Source organism: Allobosea sp. TWI1241, assembly GCF_039673065.1.
Classification (GTDB): domain Bacteria; phylum Pseudomonadota; class Alphaproteobacteria; order Rhizobiales; family Beijerinckiaceae; genus Allobosea.
Map to the genome: position 1 here is coordinate 164,671 of NZ_JBDJKW010000003.1, position 17,185 is coordinate 181,855.

14 protein-coding genes are annotated in these 17,185 nt (G+C 68.3%); 6 read left to right on the plus strand and 8 right to left on the minus strand.

Going from position 1 to position 17,185, the window contains the following annotated elements:
- Position 1: 1 nt before the first annotated feature.
- Positions 2-1,981, minus strand: a complete 1,980-nt coding sequence (gene cyoB, locus ABE438_RS05990) for a cytochrome o ubiquinol oxidase subunit I (protein ID WP_346501804.1) — start codon at positions 1,979-1,981, stop codon at positions 2-4.
- A 41-nt stretch (positions 1,982-2,022) separates the two neighbouring features.
- Positions 2,023-3,195 carry a ubiquinol oxidase subunit II gene (cyoA, locus tag ABE438_RS05995; RefSeq protein ID WP_346501628.1) on the minus strand — a complete coding sequence of 391 codons (1,173 nt, stop codon included), beginning with the start codon at positions 3,193-3,195 and terminating at the stop codon, positions 2,023-2,025.
- A gap of 194 nt (positions 3,196-3,389) precedes the next feature.
- On the opposite strand from cyoA, the gene ABE438_RS06000 reads away from it, so the two are divergent.
- Both ABE438_RS06000 and ABE438_RS06005 read left to right on the plus strand, forming a co-directional pair.
- Positions 3,390-4,715, plus strand: coding sequence for an MFS transporter (locus ABE438_RS06000; RefSeq protein ID WP_346501629.1), 1,326 nt, complete (start codon positions 3,390-3,392; stop codon positions 4,713-4,715).
- 112 nt (positions 4,716-4,827) lie between these two features.
- Positions 4,828-5,361, plus strand: a complete 534-nt coding sequence (locus tag ABE438_RS06005) for a GNAT family N-acetyltransferase (RefSeq protein WP_346501630.1) — start codon at positions 4,828-4,830, stop codon at positions 5,359-5,361.
- A 34-nt stretch (positions 5,362-5,395) separates the two neighbouring features.
- Here ABE438_RS06005 and ABE438_RS06010 read toward each other — a convergent pair whose 3' ends face one another.
- Genes ABE438_RS06010 through ABE438_RS06020 form a run of 3 tightly spaced genes read right to left on the minus strand, consistent with a single transcriptional unit; the run spans position 5,396 to position 8,049 of the window.
- Positions 5,396-6,409: a transketolase family protein gene (locus ABE438_RS06010; RefSeq protein ID WP_346501631.1), complete on the minus strand. Its 1,014-nt coding sequence runs from the start codon at positions 6,407-6,409 to the stop codon at positions 5,396-5,398.
- Positions 6,406-7,254 (minus strand): transketolase, encoded by an 849-nt coding sequence (locus tag ABE438_RS06015; RefSeq protein ID WP_346501632.1) that lies wholly within the window; start codon positions 7,252-7,254, stop codon positions 6,406-6,408. The genes ABE438_RS06010 and ABE438_RS06015 overlap by 4 nt, the downstream gene beginning before the upstream one ends.
- A 42-nt stretch (positions 7,255-7,296) precedes the next feature.
- Entirely contained in the window at positions 7,297-8,049 is a 753-nt protein-coding gene (locus tag ABE438_RS06020; protein ID WP_346501805.1) for an SDR family NAD(P)-dependent oxidoreductase, read from the minus strand.
- 138 nt (positions 8,050-8,187) lie between these two features.
- On the opposite strand from ABE438_RS06020, the gene ABE438_RS06025 reads away from it, so the two are divergent.
- Positions 8,188-9,075: a LysR substrate-binding domain-containing protein gene (locus tag ABE438_RS06025; protein WP_346501633.1), complete on the plus strand. Its 888-nt coding sequence runs from the start codon at positions 8,188-8,190 to the stop codon at positions 9,073-9,075.
- A 127-nt stretch (positions 9,076-9,202) separates the two neighbouring features.
- Here ABE438_RS06025 and ABE438_RS06030 read toward each other — a convergent pair whose 3' ends face one another.
- Genes ABE438_RS06030 through ABE438_RS06040 form a run of 3 tightly spaced genes read right to left on the minus strand, consistent with a single transcriptional unit; the run spans position 9,203 to position 12,088 of the window.
- Entirely contained in the window at positions 9,203-10,507 is a 1,305-nt protein-coding gene (locus ABE438_RS06030; protein ID WP_346501634.1) for a TRAP transporter large permease, read from the minus strand.
- A gap of 12 nt (positions 10,508-10,519) precedes the next feature.
- The gene (locus ABE438_RS06035) at positions 10,520-11,038 is read right to left on the minus strand and encodes a TRAP transporter small permease (protein WP_346501635.1); all 519 of its coding nucleotides are present in this window, start codon (positions 11,036-11,038) and stop codon (positions 10,520-10,522) included.
- 51 nt (positions 11,039-11,089) lie between these two features.
- A complete protein-coding gene (locus ABE438_RS06040) occupies positions 11,090-12,088 on the minus strand; it encodes a TRAP transporter substrate-binding protein (RefSeq protein ID WP_346501636.1) in 999 nt (332 codons plus the stop codon).
- A 204-nt stretch (positions 12,089-12,292) separates the two neighbouring features.
- Between ABE438_RS06040 and ABE438_RS06045 the strand changes: the two genes are divergently transcribed.
- The 3 genes from ABE438_RS06045 to ABE438_RS06055 all read left to right on the plus strand — a co-directional run bounded on the left by ABE438_RS06045 (position 12,293) and on the right by ABE438_RS06055 (position 17,156).
- Positions 12,293-13,183 carry a LysR family transcriptional regulator gene (locus ABE438_RS06045; protein WP_346501637.1) on the plus strand — a complete coding sequence of 297 codons (891 nt, stop codon included), beginning with the start codon at positions 12,293-12,295 and terminating at the stop codon, positions 13,181-13,183.
- Between the two features lie 144 nt (positions 13,184-13,327).
- Entirely contained in the window at positions 13,328-15,454 is a 2,127-nt protein-coding gene (locus tag ABE438_RS06050) for a hydantoinase/oxoprolinase family protein (protein ID WP_346501638.1), read from the plus strand.
- Entirely contained in the window at positions 15,447-17,156 is a 1,710-nt protein-coding gene (locus tag ABE438_RS06055; protein ID WP_346501639.1) for a hydantoinase B/oxoprolinase family protein, read from the plus strand. Before ABE438_RS06050 ends, ABE438_RS06055 begins: the two co-directional genes overlap by 8 nt.
- Positions 17,157-17,185 lie beyond the last annotated feature (29 nt).

The window sequence follows — 17,185 nt, forward strand, 5'->3', positions numbered from 1 at the left end:
CTCAGGCTCCCGTGCCTGCGAGCACGCGGGTGCGCTCGTCTTCGGTGCGCCGGACCTCCTCCTCCGGGATATGGAAGTCCCGGTGGTAGTTGAAGGTATGGGCGATGGTCACGGCGATGATCGCCGCGAAGCCGGCTGCCGCCAGCCACCAGATGTGCCAGATCAGGGCGAAGCCGAGCATGATGCTGAGCCCGGCGATCACCACGCCCGTGCCGGTGTTGCTCGGCATGTGGATCGGCTTGAAGCCGCCGAGCGGGCGCTGGTAGCCGCGCCGCTTCATGTCGGTCCAGGCGTCGTTGTCATGCACCACCGGCGTGAAGGCGAAGTTGTAGGCCGGCGGCGGCGAGGAGGTCGCCCATTCCAGCGTGCGCCCGTTCCAGGGGTCGCCGGTCAGGTCGCGCAGCTCGTCGCGCTTCCAGATGCTGTAGGCGATCTGCAGCAGGAAGGCGATGATGCCGAGCAGGATCAGGAAGGCGCCGAACCCGGCGATCCAGAACCAGATCTGCAGCGACGGATCGTCGAACACCCGCATGCGCCGCGTCACGCCCATCAGGCCGAGCACGTAGAGCGGCATGAAGGCCAGCCAGAAGCCGATCACCCAGAACCAGAAGGAGAACTTGCCGAGCAGCGGGTGCAGGCGGAAGCCGAAGGCCTTCGGCCACCAGTAGACCATGCCGGCGAACAGCCCGTAGAGCACGCCGCCGATGATGACGTTGTGGAAATGCGCCACCAGGAACAGGCTGTTGTGCAGCACGAAGTCGGCCGGGGGCACGGCGAGCAGCACGCCGGTCATGCCGCCGATCACGAAGGTCAGCATGAAGGCGATGGTCCACATCATCGGCGCCTCGAAGCGGATGCGGCCCCGGTACATGGTGAACAGCCAGTTGAAGATCTTCGCGCCCGTCGGGATCGAGATGATCATCGTCGTGATCCCGAAGAACGAGTTCACGCTCGCGCCCGACCCCATCGTGAAGAAGTGGTGCAGCCAGACCAGATAGGACAGGATCGTGATGACGACGGTGGCGTAGACCATCGAGGTGTAGCCGAACAGCCGCTTGCCCGAGAAGGTCGAGGCCACTTCGGAGAAGATGCCGAAGGCCGGCAGGATCAGGATGTAGACCTCCGGGTGGCCCCAGATCCAGATCAGGTTCACGTACATCATCGGGTTGCCGCCGAAGTCGTTCGTGAAGAAGTTAGTGCCGACATAGCGGTCGAGCGTCAGCAGGGCGAGCACCGCCGTCAGCACCGGGAAGGTCGCGACGATCAGCACGTTGGTGCACAGCGACGTCCAGGTGAAGACCGGCATCTTCATCATCGTCATGCCCGGCGCCCGCAGCTTGACGATGGTGCAGATCAGGTTGATGCCCGACAAGGTCGTGCCGACGCCGGCGATCTGCAGCGCCCAGATGTAGTAGTCGACGCCGACGCCGGGGCTGTAGCTGATGCCCGAGAGCGGCGGATAGGCCAGCCAGCCGGTCTGCGCGAACTCGCCGACGAACAGCGAGAACATCACCAGCACGGCGCCGGCCGTGGTCATCCAGAAGCTGAAATTGTTCAGGAAGGGGAAGGAGACGTCGCGCGCGCCGATCTGCAGCGGCACGACATAGTTCATCAGCCCCGTGACCATCGGCATCGCCACGAAGAAGATCATGATCACGCCATGGGCGGTGAAGATCTGGTCGTAGTGATGGGCGTTGAGATAGCCCTCGGAGCCGCCGAACGCCATGGCCTGCTGCAGGCGCATCATGATCGCGTCGGCGAAGCCGCGCAGCAGCATCACCAGGCCGAGCACCATGTACATGATGCCGATCTTCTTGTGGTCGACGCTGGTGAACCATTCGCGCCAGAGATAGCCCCAGAGCCGGAACCAGGTCAGCGCGCCGACGAGCGCGATGCCGCCCAGCGCCACCACCGCGAAGGTGGCGACCACGATCGGCTCGTGCAGCGGGAAGGCCTCGAGCGAGAGCTTGCCGAAGATCATCGTCTGAAGGGAGGAAGTGTCGGACACCGGGACTGCTCGCGTCAGGACTTCGAGGGCCGCGCCGGGACGAAGGGCAGCATCACGGACTGCGCCCGGCGGGAGAGGATGTCGGGAAGGGAGAGGCCCGAGCCGCGGATCGCGGTCGCCCGGCGGGCGGGCTCCTCCGGCCGCTGCCAGGTCAGCATGGCCTCGGCCTCCTCGACGGTGCAGATGCTGGCGATGTAACTCGCCTGCGGACCGAGTCCGCCGCCGCGCCGCGCATATTTGTCATGGGCCAGCGGCAGCGTCGTCGCGATGCCGGCGAGGCCGAGCCCGCCCTGCGCGTCGATCGCCATCATCTCGCTCTGACACATCTTGCCGGGCTCGACGCACATGTTGCGGATCAGGTCGAACAGCTTGGCCTCGACCGTGCCGTAGCGGCTGACCGGGACGTTCTCGCTCGGCCGCTCGAGCGCGAGATAGGCGGCGCGGTCGAGCCTGCCGCTCTCCGCCTTCGCCTTGGCGATCCAGGCGTCGAACTCCTCCTCGCTCTGGCCGAGGAAGGAAAAGCGCATGCCGGAGAAGCCGGCACCGCTGTAATTGGCCGAGAAGCCGACATAGCTGCCCGGCCGGTTGATCACGCCGTGCAGCCGCGTCTGCATCGCCGGCATGGCGTAGATCTGGCCGGCCAGCGCCGGGATGTAGAAGGAGTTCATCACCGAGGAGGCGGTGATGCGGAAATGGATCGGCCGGTCGACCGGCGCCGCCATCTCGTTGACGGTGGCGATGCCCTGCTCCGGGTAGATGAACAGCCATTTCCAGTCGAGCGCGACGACCTCGACCTCAAGCGGCCTCACTTCTTCCGGCACCGGCCGCCCCTTGGCGATCTGGTCGAGCCGGCGATAGGGGTCGAGCAGATGCGTGCCCATCCAGGTCAGCGCGCCGAGGCAGATGATGATCAGCAGCGGCGCCGCCCAGATCACCAGCTCAAGCCCGGTCGAGTGATCCCAGTCCGGCTCGTAGCGCGCCTTGTCGTTTCGGGCCCGGTAGCGCCAGGCGAAGATCACCACCAGCAGCATCACCGGCACGATGATCAGCAGCATCAGCGCGGTCGAGATCACCACGAGGTCGCGCTGCCGGGCGGCGATGTCGCCAGCCGGCTGGAGCACGACGAAGTTGCAGCCGCCGAGGAGCGCGAAGAGGGGCAGCAGACAGGCGACGCGGACGCGGCTCACGGTACAAACCTCTCCGGTTAACGCGGGACCAGCGAGCCGTATTTGCGCTGCAGCAAAGTTGACATTGGACAATTTGCCCAATGCGCTGGACAATTTGTCCAATCCCCCCGCCGCCGGCGATTGGGCAGGGAAAGGTCTGGAGGCCGCGTCGCTGCACTGCAACACGGCAAAACCCTCTCCAGCGGGCAGGATCCATGGCGCAGAGATCGATCATCGCCGAGAGCGACACCAGCCATCTGCCGGAACGGCACGGGGCGGTGAATCCGGGCGAGATCGCCATCGGCGTGATCATCGGCCGCACCTCCGAGTTCTTCGACTTCTTCGTCTATGCGATCGCCTCGGTGATCGTGTTCCCCAAGCTGGTCTTCTCGTTCACCGACCCGCTGACCGGCACGCTCTACTCCTTCGCGATCTTCGCGCTCGCCTTCGTCTTCCGGCCGCTCGGCACCCTGGTCTTCACCGCGATCGACCGCTCGGCCGGCAAGAACGCAAAGCTGACGCTGGCGCTCTTCCTGCTCGGCATCTCGACCTGCGCCATCGGCTTCCTGCCGGGCTATGACAGCATCGGCGCGGCCTCGATCTGGCTGCTGGCGCTAGCGCGCATCGGCCAGGGCGTGGCGCTCGGCGGCAGCTGGGACGGGCTGGCCTCGCTGCTCGCCCTCAACGCGCCGCCGCGCCATCGCGGCTGGTACGCGATGATCCCGCAGCTCGGCGCGCCGCTCGGGCTGATCGTCGCCAGCGGGCTCTTCGCCTTCTTCGTCGGCAACCTGACGGCGGAGGATTTCTACAGCTGGGGCTGGCGCTACCCGTTCTTCGTCGCCTTCGCCATCAACGTGGTCGCGCTCTTCGCCCGGCTTCGCATGGTGATGACGCCCGACTACCAGAAGCTGTTCGAGACCCGCGACCTTCAGCCGGCCAACGTCTCCGACACGCTGCGCCATGAAGGCCGCCATGTCGTGGTCGGCGCCTTCACGCCGCTCGCCAGCTTCGCCATGTTCCACATGGTCACCGTCTTCCCGCTCTCCTGGGTCTTCCTGTTCACGCAGGAGGGGCCGGCGCGCTTCCTCGGCATCGAGATCGTCGGCGCGATCTTCGGCACGCTGGCGATCGTTGCCTCGGGCCTGATCGCCGACCGGATCGGGCGGCGCTCGCTGCTCGCCGGCTGCGCCATCGCGATCGCGGTGTTCAGCGGCTTCGCCCCGCAGCTGCTGGATGCCGGCATCGTCGGCGAGAGCGTGTTCATGATCGTCGGCTTCGTGCTGCTCGGCCTGTCCTTCGGCCAGTCCTCCGGCGCCGTCGCCAACGCCTTCTCGCCGGCCTATCGCTATACCGGCTCGGCGCTGACCTCGGACCTCGCCTGGCTGTTCGGCGCCGGCTTCGCGCCGCTGGCGGCGCTGGTGCTCTCGACCAGCTTCGGCCTGCTCTCCGCCGGCGCCTATCTGCTCTCGGGCGCGGCCTGCACCCTGCTGGCGCTGCGCCTCAACCGACGCTGGGAGGCGAACCGCGCCGACAGGATCTGAACACCGCAGCCGGCGTGCGAGCCATATCGCCGCCATCTTCCCTGCGCACGGAGCGGCGGTAGCCCCCGCACGAAGCGGGCGGCCCGCAGGCAGGGACGGGACCGAGATCGCCATGAGCGACCAGCGCATCACGCTTCAACCCGTAGCCACCGCCGAGCTGGCGCGGTTCCGCGAGGAGCTGCAGCAGGCTTTCGCGGTCGCGGTGATCGAGGAGTTCGGGGCGGCTGACGACGGACCGGTGCCACCCGACGCGGTCGTCATGGAATCCTGCGAGGCACCGGGCGCCGAGGCGCTCCACATTCTCGTCGACGGCCGACGCGTCGGCGGTGCCGTCGTGCTCATCGACCGTGAGACCCACCGCAATTCGCTCGACCTGTTCTTCATTACCCCGGGCGAGCATGGCCGCGGCATCGGCCTCGACGCCTGGAGGGCGATCGAGCGGCGCTATCCCGACACGCGGGTCTGGACGACGCACACGCCCTATTTCGAGAAGCGCAACATCCATTTCTACGTCAACAAATGCGGCTTCAGCATCGTCGCCTATTATCATGCGCGCCATCCCGACCCGCATCGCGACGACGAGCCGGACCTGCCGGGCGACGGCGGCATGTTCCGCTTCGAGAAGGTGATGGCGCCTGCCATCTGAGGCCCGCGCGGGCGGCCGCCCAGCCCGGCCAAGTCTAGCCCAGCCAGGTCTTGACCCGGGCGCAGAGCGCGTTGGTCGAGATGCCGTAGCGGTCATGCAGCGTCGGCAGCGCGCCGGCTGCGAGAAAGGCGTCGGGCAGGCCGACCATGCGGAAAGCCGGGTGCACGCCGGCGCGCATCAGCAGCCCGGCCACCGCCTCGCCCAGCCCGCCATGCACGCTGTGGTTCTCCGCCACCACGACGAGCCGGCCCGGCCGCGCGCAGGCGGCGAGGATCGCTGCCTCGTCGAGCGGCTTGATCGTGGCGACGTGCAGCACGCCGCAGTCGACTCTGTCCGCCGCCAGCGCCGTCGCGGCCTCGAGCGCCCGCATCGTCATGATGCCGGAGGAGACGAAGAGCACGTCCGCCCCGTCGCGCAGGAGCTTCGCCTTGCCGAGCTCGAAACTGTAGCCGTATTCGTCGAGCACCAGCGGCACCTGCCCGCGCAGCAGCCGCATGTAGACCGGGCCCCGATGCTGCGCCATCGCCGGCACCGCCTGGGCGATCTCGTGGGCGTCGCAAGGGTCGATCACCACCATGTTCGGCATGGCGCGGAACAGGGCGAGATCCTCGGTCGCCTGATGCGACGGGCCGTAGCCGGAGGTCAGGCCGGGCAGCGCGCAGGCGATCTTCACATTCCGCTCTTCCTCGGCGATCGTCTGGTGGATGAAGTCGTAGGCGCGCCGCGAGGCGAAGACCGCATAGGTGGTGGCGAAGGGCGTGAAGCCTTCCGCCGCGAGCCCGGAGGCGGCGCCGAACAGGAGCTGCTCGGCCATGCCCATCTGGTAGTGCCGCTCGGGAAAGGCCTGCGCGAAGACGTGCAGGTCGGTGTATTTGCCGAGGTCGGCGGTCATGCCGAGGATCGACGGATCCTCCTGCGCCAGCGCGACCAGCGCATGCCCGAAGGGCGCCGCCATTGTGCGCTGGCCCTCGGCGGCGATCGAGGCGATCATCGCCGAGGTGGTGAGGCGCGGCCGATCGTGCTGCCCCCTGTCGCCAGCCCCCGTCATGCCGGCTTCCTCTCGTCGAGCGCGTCGAGCGCGAGCCGCCATTCATGCGGCTCGACGCGGATGAAATGGTTCTTCTCGCGCGCCTCGAGGAAGGGGACGCCCTTTCCCATCAGCGTATCGGCGACGATCATCGCCGGCCGGCCGCTGCCGGCCTGCGCTGCGGCGGCATCGAAGGCGTCGCGCACCGCCGCGAGATCGTTGCCGTCGACGCGGCGGACGAACCAGCCGAAGGCCGCGAGCTTCTCGGGCAGTGGCTCGAAACCCAGCACCGCGGTCGACGGCCCGTCGGCCTGCTGGTTGTTGACGTCGACGATGGCGATCAGATTGTCGAGCCGGTGATGGGCCGCCGCCATGATCGCCTCCCAGACCGAGCCCTCGTCGAGTTCGCCATCGGAGAACAGCGTGTAGACGCGGGCATCCGAGCCCTTGTGCTTCAGGCCGAGGCAGCGGCCGACCGCGATCGCAAGGCCGAGCCCGAGCGAGCCGCCCGACATCTCCATGCCCGGCGTGTAGCTCGCCATGCCCGACATCGGCAGCCGGCTCTCGTCGGCGCCGTAGCTCTCCAGCTCCTCCTCGGGCACGATTCCCGCCTCGATCAGCGCCGCATAGAGCGCAATCGCATAATGGCCGTTCGAGAGCAGGAAGCGGTCGCGCCCCTCCCACTCCGGATCGTCGGGCCGGTAGCGCATGGCATGGAAATAGGCGACCGCCAGCACATCGGCGATGTCGAGCGCCTGGGCGATGTAGCCCTGGCCCTGGACCTCGCCCATCAGCAGGGCATGGCGGCGGATCCCCCAGGCCCGCCTTTCGAGCGAGACATTGTGGCCGCGCGGCGCGGGGCTCATCGGCGGGCCTCCCGCGCACGGGCGATCGGAGATGCGCCGGGCTCAGCCATGGATCAGCATCCCGCCGTTCACGTCGATCACCGCGCCGGTGACATAGGCCGAGAGGTCGGACGCGAGAAACAGGAAGATCCCCGCCACGTCGCGCGCCTCGCCGAGCCGGCCGAGCGGGATGCCCCTGACGATCTCCGCCCGCATCGCATCGCTGAGCTTGCCCGCGGTGATGTCGGTCTGGACCAGGCCGGGCGCGACGCAGTTCACCCGGATACCGTCCGGCCCGAACTCGCGCGCCATCGCCTTGGCGAGGCCGAGCACGCCGGCCTTGGCCGCCGAGTAATGCGGGCCGCCGAAGATGCCGCCGCCGCGCTGCGCCGAGACCGAAGACATGCAGGCGATCGCGCCCTGCCGGCGCGCCCGCATCGACGGGAGAAAGGCCTGGCTCAGGAACAGGACGCCCTTGGTGTTGACGTCCTGGATGCGATCCCAGCTCGCCTCGTCGATCTCCAGCGTCTTCACCGGCTGCGTGATGCCGGCATTGTTGATCAGGATGTCGAGCACGCCGAAGGCGCCGAGCACCCGCTCGGCCGCCTGCGTGCAGGAGGCCTTGTCGGCCACGTCGCAGCACAGCCCGAGATGCTGCGGTCCGAGCTCGGCGGCGGCCGCCTGCGCCGCCGCCCCGTCGATGTCGAGGATGGCGACGCGCGCGCCGTGCTCGGCGAAGAGCAAGGAGGTCGCCCGCCCGATGCCGCGCGCGCTCGCCGCCCCCGAGATCGCAGCCGTCTTGCCCGCCAGCAGCATGCCCTGTCCCCCGCGCATCCATCCCTTGCCTGAGGGTGGCTCATGCTGGCGGCGATGGACAACGCAAAGAATACGCGATGACATGAACCAAATTCATCGATCGCTCCGCACACGCGCGATAGGTCGGGAGACAAAGCCATGCGACGCCTGCCCCTCTCCGCGCTCCAGGCCTTCGAGGCGGCCGCGCGCACCGGCTCCTTCCGCGCCGCCGGCGAGGAACTCGGCATCTCGCCCAGCGCGATCAGCCATGCGGTCCGCAAGCTCGAAATCCTGATCGGCGCCGCTTTGTTCGAGCGCCAGAGCCGTGCCGTGCATCTCAACGTCGCAGGCGAGGCGCTGCTGCGCCATGTCACCGCCGGCTTCGACGAATTGCGCCAGGGCATCGAGACGGTCGGCGCCCGCTCGGGCAACCTGCTGCGGCTGCACTGCGCCCCCTCCATGGCGGCGCAATGGCTGCTGCCGCGCCTGCGCGACCTGCTGGCCGCGCAGCCAGGGCTGGAGGTCAGGCTGGCGGCCGGCGTCGACTATCCGCGCTTCGAGCACGACGCCTTCGACGCCGACATCTGCTACGGCCCGCCGCGGCAGGAGGGACTGATCACCGTGCCGCTCGGCGAGGAGACCGTCACCCCGCTCTGCGCCCCGGAGATCGCCGCCCGGATCGCCACGCCGCGCGACCTGCTCGAACAGACGCTGATCGAGAGCGACAACAAGCGGGTGCGCTGGGCCGGCTGGTTCGCCGCCAACGGCCTCAGCCCGCCGGGCCCCCGCGGCGCGCGCTTCGACCGCTCGTTCATGGCGATCGCAGCGGCGGTGGACGGGCTCGGCGTCGCTCTGGAATCGACCCGTCTCGCCGAGCGCGAGATCGCCGACGGCCGGCTGGTGCGGCCGCTCGCCGGTCGCGCCAGCGATATCGGCTATGTCGGCCATTACCTGGTCTTCCCGCGCGTCGCCAAGGCGCGCCGGCCGATCCGCCTGTTCGCGCACTGGCTGACCCGCGAGCTCGGCCTGCCCGAACCCGCGCTCTGAGCCCCGCGATCCCAGCCCCTCCGCGGGGAGGCGGCAACGGCGGCACCACCGGCAGGCACGCCCCGCAAACGAGATCGGGGGCCATGGGCCCCCGATCGTCGCTCCGTCACCGTGGCGATTGTCCGCGCTACCCCGCCATCATCTTCGGCAGGAAGGTCACGATCTGCGGGAAGACCGTGATCAGCACGAGGAGCAGCATCAGCACGAAGAAATAGGGGATCGCCGCCTTCGTCACCTGCAGGATGTTCTTGCCGGTGATGCTCTGCAGCACGAAGAGGTTGAAGCCGACCGGCGGGGTGATCTGCGCGGCCTCGATCAGCACCACCACGAAGATGCCGAACCAGAGCAGGTCGATCCCGGCCGCCTGGACCATGGGCAGCATCACCGAGGAGGTCAGCACGATGATCGAGATGCCTTCGAGGAAGCAGCCGAGGATCAACATGAAGACCGCGAGAACCGCTAGCAACGCATAGGGCGAGAGCTGCATCGCCTGCACCCAGATCGCCAGCGAGCGCGGAATGTCGACGAAGGCGACGGCGATGGTCAGGCAGGCGGCGCAGGCGATGATGAAGGAGATCATGCAGGAGGTCCGCATGGCCGCCATCAGCCCGTCCATGAAGGTGGCGCGCGTCAGCCCGCCGCCGACAGCGGCCAGGATCAGCGCCCCGATCACGCCGATGGTCGCGGCTTCGGTCGGCGTCGCGACGCCGCCATAGATCGAGCCGACCACCGAGGCGATCAGCAGCGCCACAGGGATCAGCCGGCGCGAGCGGTAGACTTTCTCGAAGAAGGGCACGGAGGGCTCGGCCGCCGGCATCTTGTCGGGGTTGAGCAGGCTCCAGATCGCCGTGTAGCCCATGAAGAGCAGCATCAGCAGCAGGCCCGGCAGCACGCCGGCGATGAACAGCCGCGAGATCGAGACCTCGGCCGTGACCCCGTAGACGATCATGATGATCGAGGGCGGGATCAGCAGGCCGAGCGTGCCCGAGCCCGCCAGCGTGCCGATCGTCATGTTGAGTGGATAGTTGCGCTTCTCCAGCTCCGGCACGCTGATGCGGCCGATGGTGGCGCAGGTCACCGCCGAGGAGCCGGCGACCGCCGCCATGATGCCGCAGCCCAGCACGTTGACGTGGAGCAGCCGCCCCGGCAGGCGCGAGACCCAGGGCGCCAGGCCCTGGAACATGTCCGCCGAGAGCCGCGAGCGGAACAGGATCTCGCCCATCCAGATGAAGAGCGGCAGCGAGGTCAGCGCCCAGCCCCAGCTGGAATCCCACAGGGTGGAGGCGATCAGCGAGCCCATCGGCGCCGTGGTGAACAGCGCCATCATCAGCATGCCGACGCTGAGCAGCGACAGCGCCACCCAGACGCCGCCGGCGAGCAGCAGCAGCAGCGAGGCGGCGAGAACGAGGGAGGCGAGAGCGGTGGTGTCCATCGTCGCAGCGCCTTATGCCACCGGCCGGTCGAGCTCGAGCTCGTCGGGTGCCTCGTAGCGCGGCCTGCCGCCGCCGATCAGCCAGACGAGCTCGTCGATGAAGGCGACGGCCAGCGCCGTCACCCCGATCGCGACGCCGGTCTGCGGAATCCAGAACGGCATGGCCAGCAGGCCCGGGCTGACGTCGTTGAAGGCGTGCGATTGCAGCGCCAGCGACGCGATATGCCAGGCCAGGAACGAGACGACGACGGTTCCGAGCAGGCAGGCCAGGATCTCGACGCGGTGGCGCCAGTGCTGCGGCAGCTTGTCGACGATCAGGTTGATGCGGACATGCCCGCCGCGGCGGAAGGTGTGCGCGAGCCCGAAGAAGGTCGAAGCCGCCAGGCACATGCCCGCCGCTTCGGTGGCGTCGAGCGTGACGCCCCGGAAGCGAGCGAGAATCTGGGCCAGGATGGCCAGGCCGATGCCGACCATGAAGGCGGCGGCGAGATAGCCGCACGCCTCGTAGAACTTGTCGAGAATCCCGCGCATCGCCGGTCGCTCCGCTATCGTTTTGGGGAGAAGGTCGCGTGCGGGAAGCGGTTACTTCAGGCTCTTCTGATAGGTCTCGTAGACTGCCTTCTCCTCCGCGGTGGCGCCGGCGAGCCAGTCGGCGACCATGCCCTTGCCGGCGGCCTCGATGGCGTCGAGGATGTCCTTGGGCGACTGGGCGATGGCGACGCCATGGCTCTTCAGCACGCCCTCGCGCTCCTCCGCCGCCTTCTTCGACATCTCCCAGCCGCGCGTGGTCGCGGCCTCGCCGGCCTCCAGCACCACCTTCTGCGTCGCCGCGTCGAGCTGGCGGAAGGCCCGCTCGTTCACCAGGATCGCGTTCTTGTTGTGCATCGTACCGGTGTAGGTGAAGTTCTTGACGTAATCCCAGATCTGCACGTCCGTGCCGGTCTGCGCGCTGGTCCACAGCGCCTGGATCATGCCGGTCGAGAAGGCCTGCGGCACTTCGGCGAAGGGCAGGATCAGCGCCTCCATGCCGAGTTTCTCGCCCATGATCTGGGTCTGCTTCGAATAGATGCGCAGCTTCTGGCCCTTGAGGTCCGCCAGCCCCTTGAGCGGCGCCTTGGTGTAGAAGCCCTGGCCCGGCCAGGCGACGTAGGTGATGGCGCGCATGCCGTTCTTCTTGAACAGCGCCTCGAAGAAGGGCTTCTGCGCCTCGGTCAGCTTGGTCGCCTGCTCATAGGTGGTGGCGACGCCGGGGATGTTGTCGAGATTGTACATCGCGCCTTCGTTGCCGTAGACGCCGAGGCGGATCTCGCCGATCTGGATCTGGCCGGACTGGACCGCGCGCTTGACCGCGTCGAGCTTGATCAGGCTGTCATGCGAGCGCAGGTCGATCTTCAGCTTGCCGCCGCTCTTCTCCTCGATCTCCTTGATCATCTCCCGGATGTTCTGGGTGAAGAAGCTGCTCTCCGGATAGCCGGAGGCCATGGTCCAGCTCGTCTGGGCGCTGGCGGGAGCGGCGAAGCCCAGGCTGACGGCAAAGGCGGTGGCAAGGGCGGCGGACGCGATCAGAGCTCTGCGGTTCATGGTTCCCCTCGTTCTTGTCGCGCCGCTCGCGGCCGCGCTTGGTTCCGGCGCCGGCGCGGCCCGAAAGACCGCACGATGCTGGAGAGATAGTCCACTGCGTTCCGGCGATAGCAGCCAATTGAATTTATCTGTTCTTGCGATAGATTTTATTTATGGGCGCAGATGGCGGCCTGAAAATTGCATTCTGTCCGGGAGCCCGCCGCCATGCCGAACTGGACGCTGAAGCAGCTGGAAAGCTTCGTCTGGGTCGCCAAGCTCGGCAGCTTCCGCGCCACGGCCGAGCGGCTGAACACCACCCAGCCGAACATCTCGGTGCGCATCTCGCAGCTGGAATCGGTCCTCGGCGTCCGGCTGTTCCATCGCGATTCCGGCTCGGTGGCGCTGACGCCGAACGGTCACTCCCTGCTGGCGCAGGCCGAACGGGTGCTGCAGGCCTCGGAGGAGTTCTCGCAGCAGTCGATCCGCTCCGACCAGCAGATCGGGGTGCTGCGCCTCGGCGTCGCCGAGCTGATCGCCCAGACCTGGCTGCACGAATTCCTGCTCGACCTGCGCCAGGTCTTCCCCAATGTCGACGTCGAGCTCAAGGTCGACCTGACGTTGAACCTGCGCGAGGAACTGGTCTCGCGCTCGCTCGACCTCTGCCTGCTCAACGGGCCGATCTCCAACTTCAACATCACCAATCTCGATCTCGGCTCGGTGCCCTATCTCTGGACGGCCTCGCCCAGGCTCGGCCTCGCCGGCCCGGCGGACATCGCCACGCTCGCCGGCCATTCGATCCTGACCCATGCCCGCTCGACCCGGCACTTCGTCGAGCTCTCGGCGCATTTCCGCGATCTCTGGGAGAAGCCGGTGCGGATCGTGCCGTCGAGCAGCCTCTCCGCCTGCCTGCAGATGACCCTGGACGGGCTCGGCATCGCGCCCCTGCCGCGCACCCTGGTCGCCAGGGAGCTCGCCGCGGGCACGCTCGTCGAGATCGCCTATGACTGGATGCCGAGCGCGCTGGCCTTCACCGCCTCCTTCGCCCACACCCCGGCGAGCTTCCTGCTGCGGCGCTCGGCGGAGCTCGCCATGGAACGGGCCGCCAAACGCCATTGAGGCAGCCTCAGCACGCAGAGCCTCCCGAGCGCGCCTGCCGCCGATAAATCCCGCTTATCGATTAGCATAGAGAATAATAATTCGACGACATCGGCCGCCGCGTTCCATCCTCGGGTTGAGACAGGCAACGGAGGCGATCGCGTCATGTCCATTCTCGGGGCCCGCCTGGGCGTCGACATCGGGGGAACCTTCACGGACGTCGTGCTCGAGCAGGGCGGACAGCGGTTCTCGACCAAGGTCCTCACCACCTATTCGGCCCCCGAGGACGCGATCGTCGAGGGCATGCACCGGGTCTGCGAGAAGGCCGGCATCGCCGCCTCCGCCATCGGCCAGATCATCCACGGCACCACGCTGGCGACCAATGCGCTGATCGAGCGCCGCGGCGCCAAGACGGCGCTGATCACCACCGAGGGCTTCCGCGACGTCATCGAGATGCGGACCGAGAGCCGCTTCGAGCAATACGACCTCAACCTGACGTTGCCGGAGCCGCTGCTGCCGCGCAATCGCCGCTACACCGTGAAGGAGCGCATGGACGCGCGCGGCAACGTGCTGCTGCCCATCGACCGCGCCGCGGTCGAGGCGCTGGCCGACGAGCTGAGCGAGGCCGGCTATGAGAGCATCGCGGTCGGCCTGCTGCACTCCTATGTCAACGACGCGCATGAGCGCCTGATCCAGGAGGTGCTGGCCGAGCGCCTGCCAGGCGCGATGATCTCGCTCTCCTCCGAGGTCTCGCCGCAGATGCGCGAATACGAGCGCTTCAACACGACGATCGCCAACGCCTACATCAAGCCGCTGATGAAGAGCTATCTCGTCAGGCTGAAGGGCCGGCTCGCCGCCGAGGGCGCCAGTTGCCCGATCTTCCTGATGCATTCGGGCGGCGGCATCATCTCGCTCGACAGCGCCTCCGAATTCCCGGTGCGCCTGGTCGAATCCGGCCCGGCCGGCGGCGCGGTCTTCGCGGCCGACATTGCCGCCCGCCACGGGCTGAAGAAGGTGCTCTCCTTCGACATGGGCGGCACCACCGCCAAGATCTGCCTGATCAAGAACTACACGCCGAAGACCGCCCGCGTCTTCGAGGTGGCCCGGACCTATCGCTTCAAGAAGGGCTCCGGCATGCCGATCTCGATCCCGGTGATCGACATGGTCGAGATCGGCGCCGGCGGCGGCAGCCTCGCCCATGTCGACTCGATGAACCAGATCCGCGTCGGGCCCGAAAGCGCCGGCTCCGAGCCCGGCCCGGCCTGCTATGGCCGCGGCGGCACGCGGCCCGCCGTGACCGACGCCGACGTCGTGCTCGGCAAGATCGACCCCGACAATTTCGCCGCCGGCACGATCCCGCTCCATGCCGACCGCTCGGCCGCCGCGCTGGAAGGCGAGATCGGCGGCCGGCTCGGCATGGACGCTCAGGAGAGCGCCTGGGGCGTCGCCGAGGTGGTCGACGAGAACATGGCCAACGCCGCCCGCGTCCACGCCGTCGAGAACGGCGAGGACCTGTCCGAATACACGATGATCGCCTTCGGCGGCGCCGCTCCGCTACATGCCGGCCGGCTCTGCGAGAAGCTCGGCATCGCCCGCTGCCTGGTGCCGCCCGGCGCCGGCGTCGGCTCGGCGATCGGCTTCCTGCGGGCGCCGTTCAGCTTCGAGGCCAACCGCACCCTGTTCATGCGCCTCGCCCAGTTCGACGCGATCCGCGTCACCCGGCTCTTCGTCGAGATGGAGGACGAAGCGACGCGCGTCGTGCGCTCCTGCGGCTGGAGCGGCGCGATCCAGGCCGAGTACAAGATCTATATGCGCTATGCCGGCCAGGGCTGGGAGATCCCGGTGACGCTGACGCCGGAGGAGGCGCGCGCCGCCGATCCGGCGGTGATCCTGGCGCGCTTCGAGCACGAATACGCCAATCTCTTCGGCCGCACCGTGCAGGGGCTGGCCGCCGAGATCACCGTCTGGTCGGTCAACGCCCATACCCCGCAGGATGCGGTCGCCCCGGTCGTCCCCGTCGGCAGCCTCGAGGACGCCCCGGCAGCCGGCGGACGCTCGCTCTTCGATGCCGGCCTCGGACGCCGCGTCGAGGCCGGAGCCTATAGCCGCACCGCCCTGCCGCCCGGCAGCCGCATCGCCGGCCCCGGCGTCGTCACCGAGGACGAGACCACCATCGTCCTGCCGGCCAGCCGCTTCGCCGTCACCCTGACCGATGGCTGCATCGACATTCGCCTCACCGACGCGCAGAGCCCCGCCGCGGCGACCGAGCGCAAGGAGCCCGCCCATGTCTGAGATCTCCCGGGTCGCCTACCAGGTCATGTGGAACCGCCTGATCTCGGTCGTCGAGGAACAGGCGCAGGCGCTGATCCGCACCTCCTTCTCCACCTCGGTGCGCGAGGCCGGCGACCTCTCGGCCGGCGTCTACAACGAGAAGGGCGAGATGCTGGCGCAGGCGGTCACCGGCACGCCCGGCCACGTCAACGCCATGGCCGATGCCGTCGCGCATTTCATCCGTCGCATCGGGCGCGAGAACATCGCCGAGGGCGATGTCTACATCACCAACAACCCCTGGGAAGGCACCGGCCACCTGCACGACATCACCGTCGTCAGCCCCTCCTTCCACCAGGGGCGGCATGTCGGCTTCTTCGCCTGCACGGCCCATATCGTCGACATCGGCGGGCGCGGCTTCGGCGGCGACGCCAACTCGGTCTACGAGGAAGGCCTGCACATCCCGATCATGAAGTTCGTCGACCGCGGCACGGTCGACCAGACGCTGGTCACGATCATCCGCGGCAATGTCCGCGAGCCCGACCAGCTGGTCGGCGACATCTACGCGCTGGCGACCTGCAACGAGATCGGCCATCGCCGGCTGGTCGACATGATGGTCGAGTTCAAGCTGGCCGATCTCGGCGGCATCTCCGGCTTCATCCTGACCAATTCGCGCCAGGCGACGCTGGAGAAGATCGCCGCCCTGCCGCGCGGCGAGGCCGACGGCGCAATGCGCATCGATGGCTACAGCCGGCCGATCGACCTCAAGGTGAAGATCACCATCGCCGAAGACGGCGTGCTCTGCGACTGGGACGGCACCTCCGGCGTCGACAAGAACGGCATCAACGTGCCGCTGGTCTACACCAAGGCCTATACCTGCTACGCACTGAAATGCGCGATCGCGCCCGAGATCCCGAACAACGCCGCATCGCTGGAGCCCTTCCGCGTCACGGCGCCGGAGCACACCATCGTCAACGCGGTCTGGCCGGCGCCGGTGGCGCTGCGCCACATCATCGGCCACATGGTGCCCGACACGATCTACGACGCGCTCGACAAGCTACTGCCCGGCCTCGTCCCGGCCGAGGGCGCCGGCAGCCTCTGCAATTTCCAGGTCTCGCTGCGCCCGCGCAGCGACGGCCCCTGGCCGGCCGATCCGGTGCGCGCCGAGGTGCTGACCTTCAACTCCGGCGGCTCGGGCGCCCGCCCGGCGCTCGACGGCATGAACGCCACCGCCTTCCCCTCCGGCGTGATGACCATGCCCGTCGAGGCGACCGAGCAGGTCGGCCCGGTGATCGTCTGGCGCAAGGAGCTTCGGCCGGATTCCGGCGGCAAGGGCCGCAATCGCGGCGGCCTCGGCCAGCATGTCGAGGTCGGCGCCTGGGAGGGCTACGAGTTCGACATCCAGGCGATGTTCGATCGCGTCCACCATCCCGCCCGCGGCCGGCGCGGCGGCGGTGGCGGCGCGCCGACCACTGTGGCGCTCGACGACGGCACCGCGATGAAGGGCAAGGGCAAGCAGTTCGTGCCGCATGGCCGCAAGGTGGTCATGGCCTTCCCCGGTGGGGCCGGCTACGGCGCGCCGCAGGAGCGCGCGCCGGAAAGGATCGAGCGCGACCTGGCGCTGGGCTATATCTCGGCGGACGCCGCACGCACCGATTACGGCCTGTCCGCGGATCGGATCTCGGCGATCCTGTCCGCGGCGCGGCGAGGCGAGCTGCCGCGCTGACCTGACCGAAGCCGCGCATCCCATCGAGA

Excerpts from the sequence above, each read along its gene's own strand:
- ABE438_RS06045 (WP_346501637.1), top strand. The coding sequence starts at position 12,293 with ATGCCGAACTGGACGCTGAAGCAGCTGGAAAGCTTCGTCTGGGTCGCC.
- ABE438_RS06055 (WP_346501639.1), top strand. The coding sequence starts at position 15,447 with ATGTCTGAGATCTCCCGGGTCGCCTACCAGGTCATGTGGAACCGCCTG.
- cyoB (WP_346501804.1), bottom strand. The coding sequence starts at position 1,981 with ATGATCTTCGGCAAGCTCTCGCTCGAGGCCTTCCCGCTGCACGAGCCG.
- ABE438_RS06050 (WP_346501638.1), top strand. The coding sequence starts at position 13,328 with ATGTCCATTCTCGGGGCCCGCCTGGGCGTCGACATCGGGGGAACCTTC.
- ABE438_RS06000 (WP_346501629.1), top strand. The coding sequence starts at position 3,390 with ATGGCGCAGAGATCGATCATCGCCGAGAGCGACACCAGCCATCTGCCG.
- ABE438_RS06025 (WP_346501633.1), top strand. The coding sequence starts at position 8,188 with ATGCGACGCCTGCCCCTCTCCGCGCTCCAGGCCTTCGAGGCGGCCGCG.
- ABE438_RS06035 (WP_346501635.1), bottom strand. The coding sequence starts at position 11,038 with ATGCGCGGGATTCTCGACAAGTTCTACGAGGCGTGCGGCTATCTCGCC.
- ABE438_RS06010 (WP_346501631.1), bottom strand. The coding sequence starts at position 6,409 with ATGACGGGGGCTGGCGACAGGGGGCAGCACGATCGGCCGCGCCTCACC.
- ABE438_RS06005 (WP_346501630.1), top strand. The coding sequence starts at position 4,828 with ATGAGCGACCAGCGCATCACGCTTCAACCCGTAGCCACCGCCGAGCTG.
- ABE438_RS06040 (WP_346501636.1), bottom strand. The coding sequence starts at position 12,088 with ATGAACCGCAGAGCTCTGATCGCGTCCGCCGCCCTTGCCACCGCCTTT.
- ABE438_RS06020 (WP_346501805.1), bottom strand. The coding sequence starts at position 8,049 with ATGCTGCTGGCGGGCAAGACGGCTGCGATCTCGGGGGCGGCGAGCGCG.
- ABE438_RS06030 (WP_346501634.1), bottom strand. The coding sequence starts at position 10,507 with ATGGACACCACCGCTCTCGCCTCCCTCGTTCTCGCCGCCTCGCTGCTG.
- ABE438_RS06015 (WP_346501632.1), bottom strand. The coding sequence starts at position 7,254 with ATGAGCCCCGCGCCGCGCGGCCACAATGTCTCGCTCGAAAGGCGGGCC.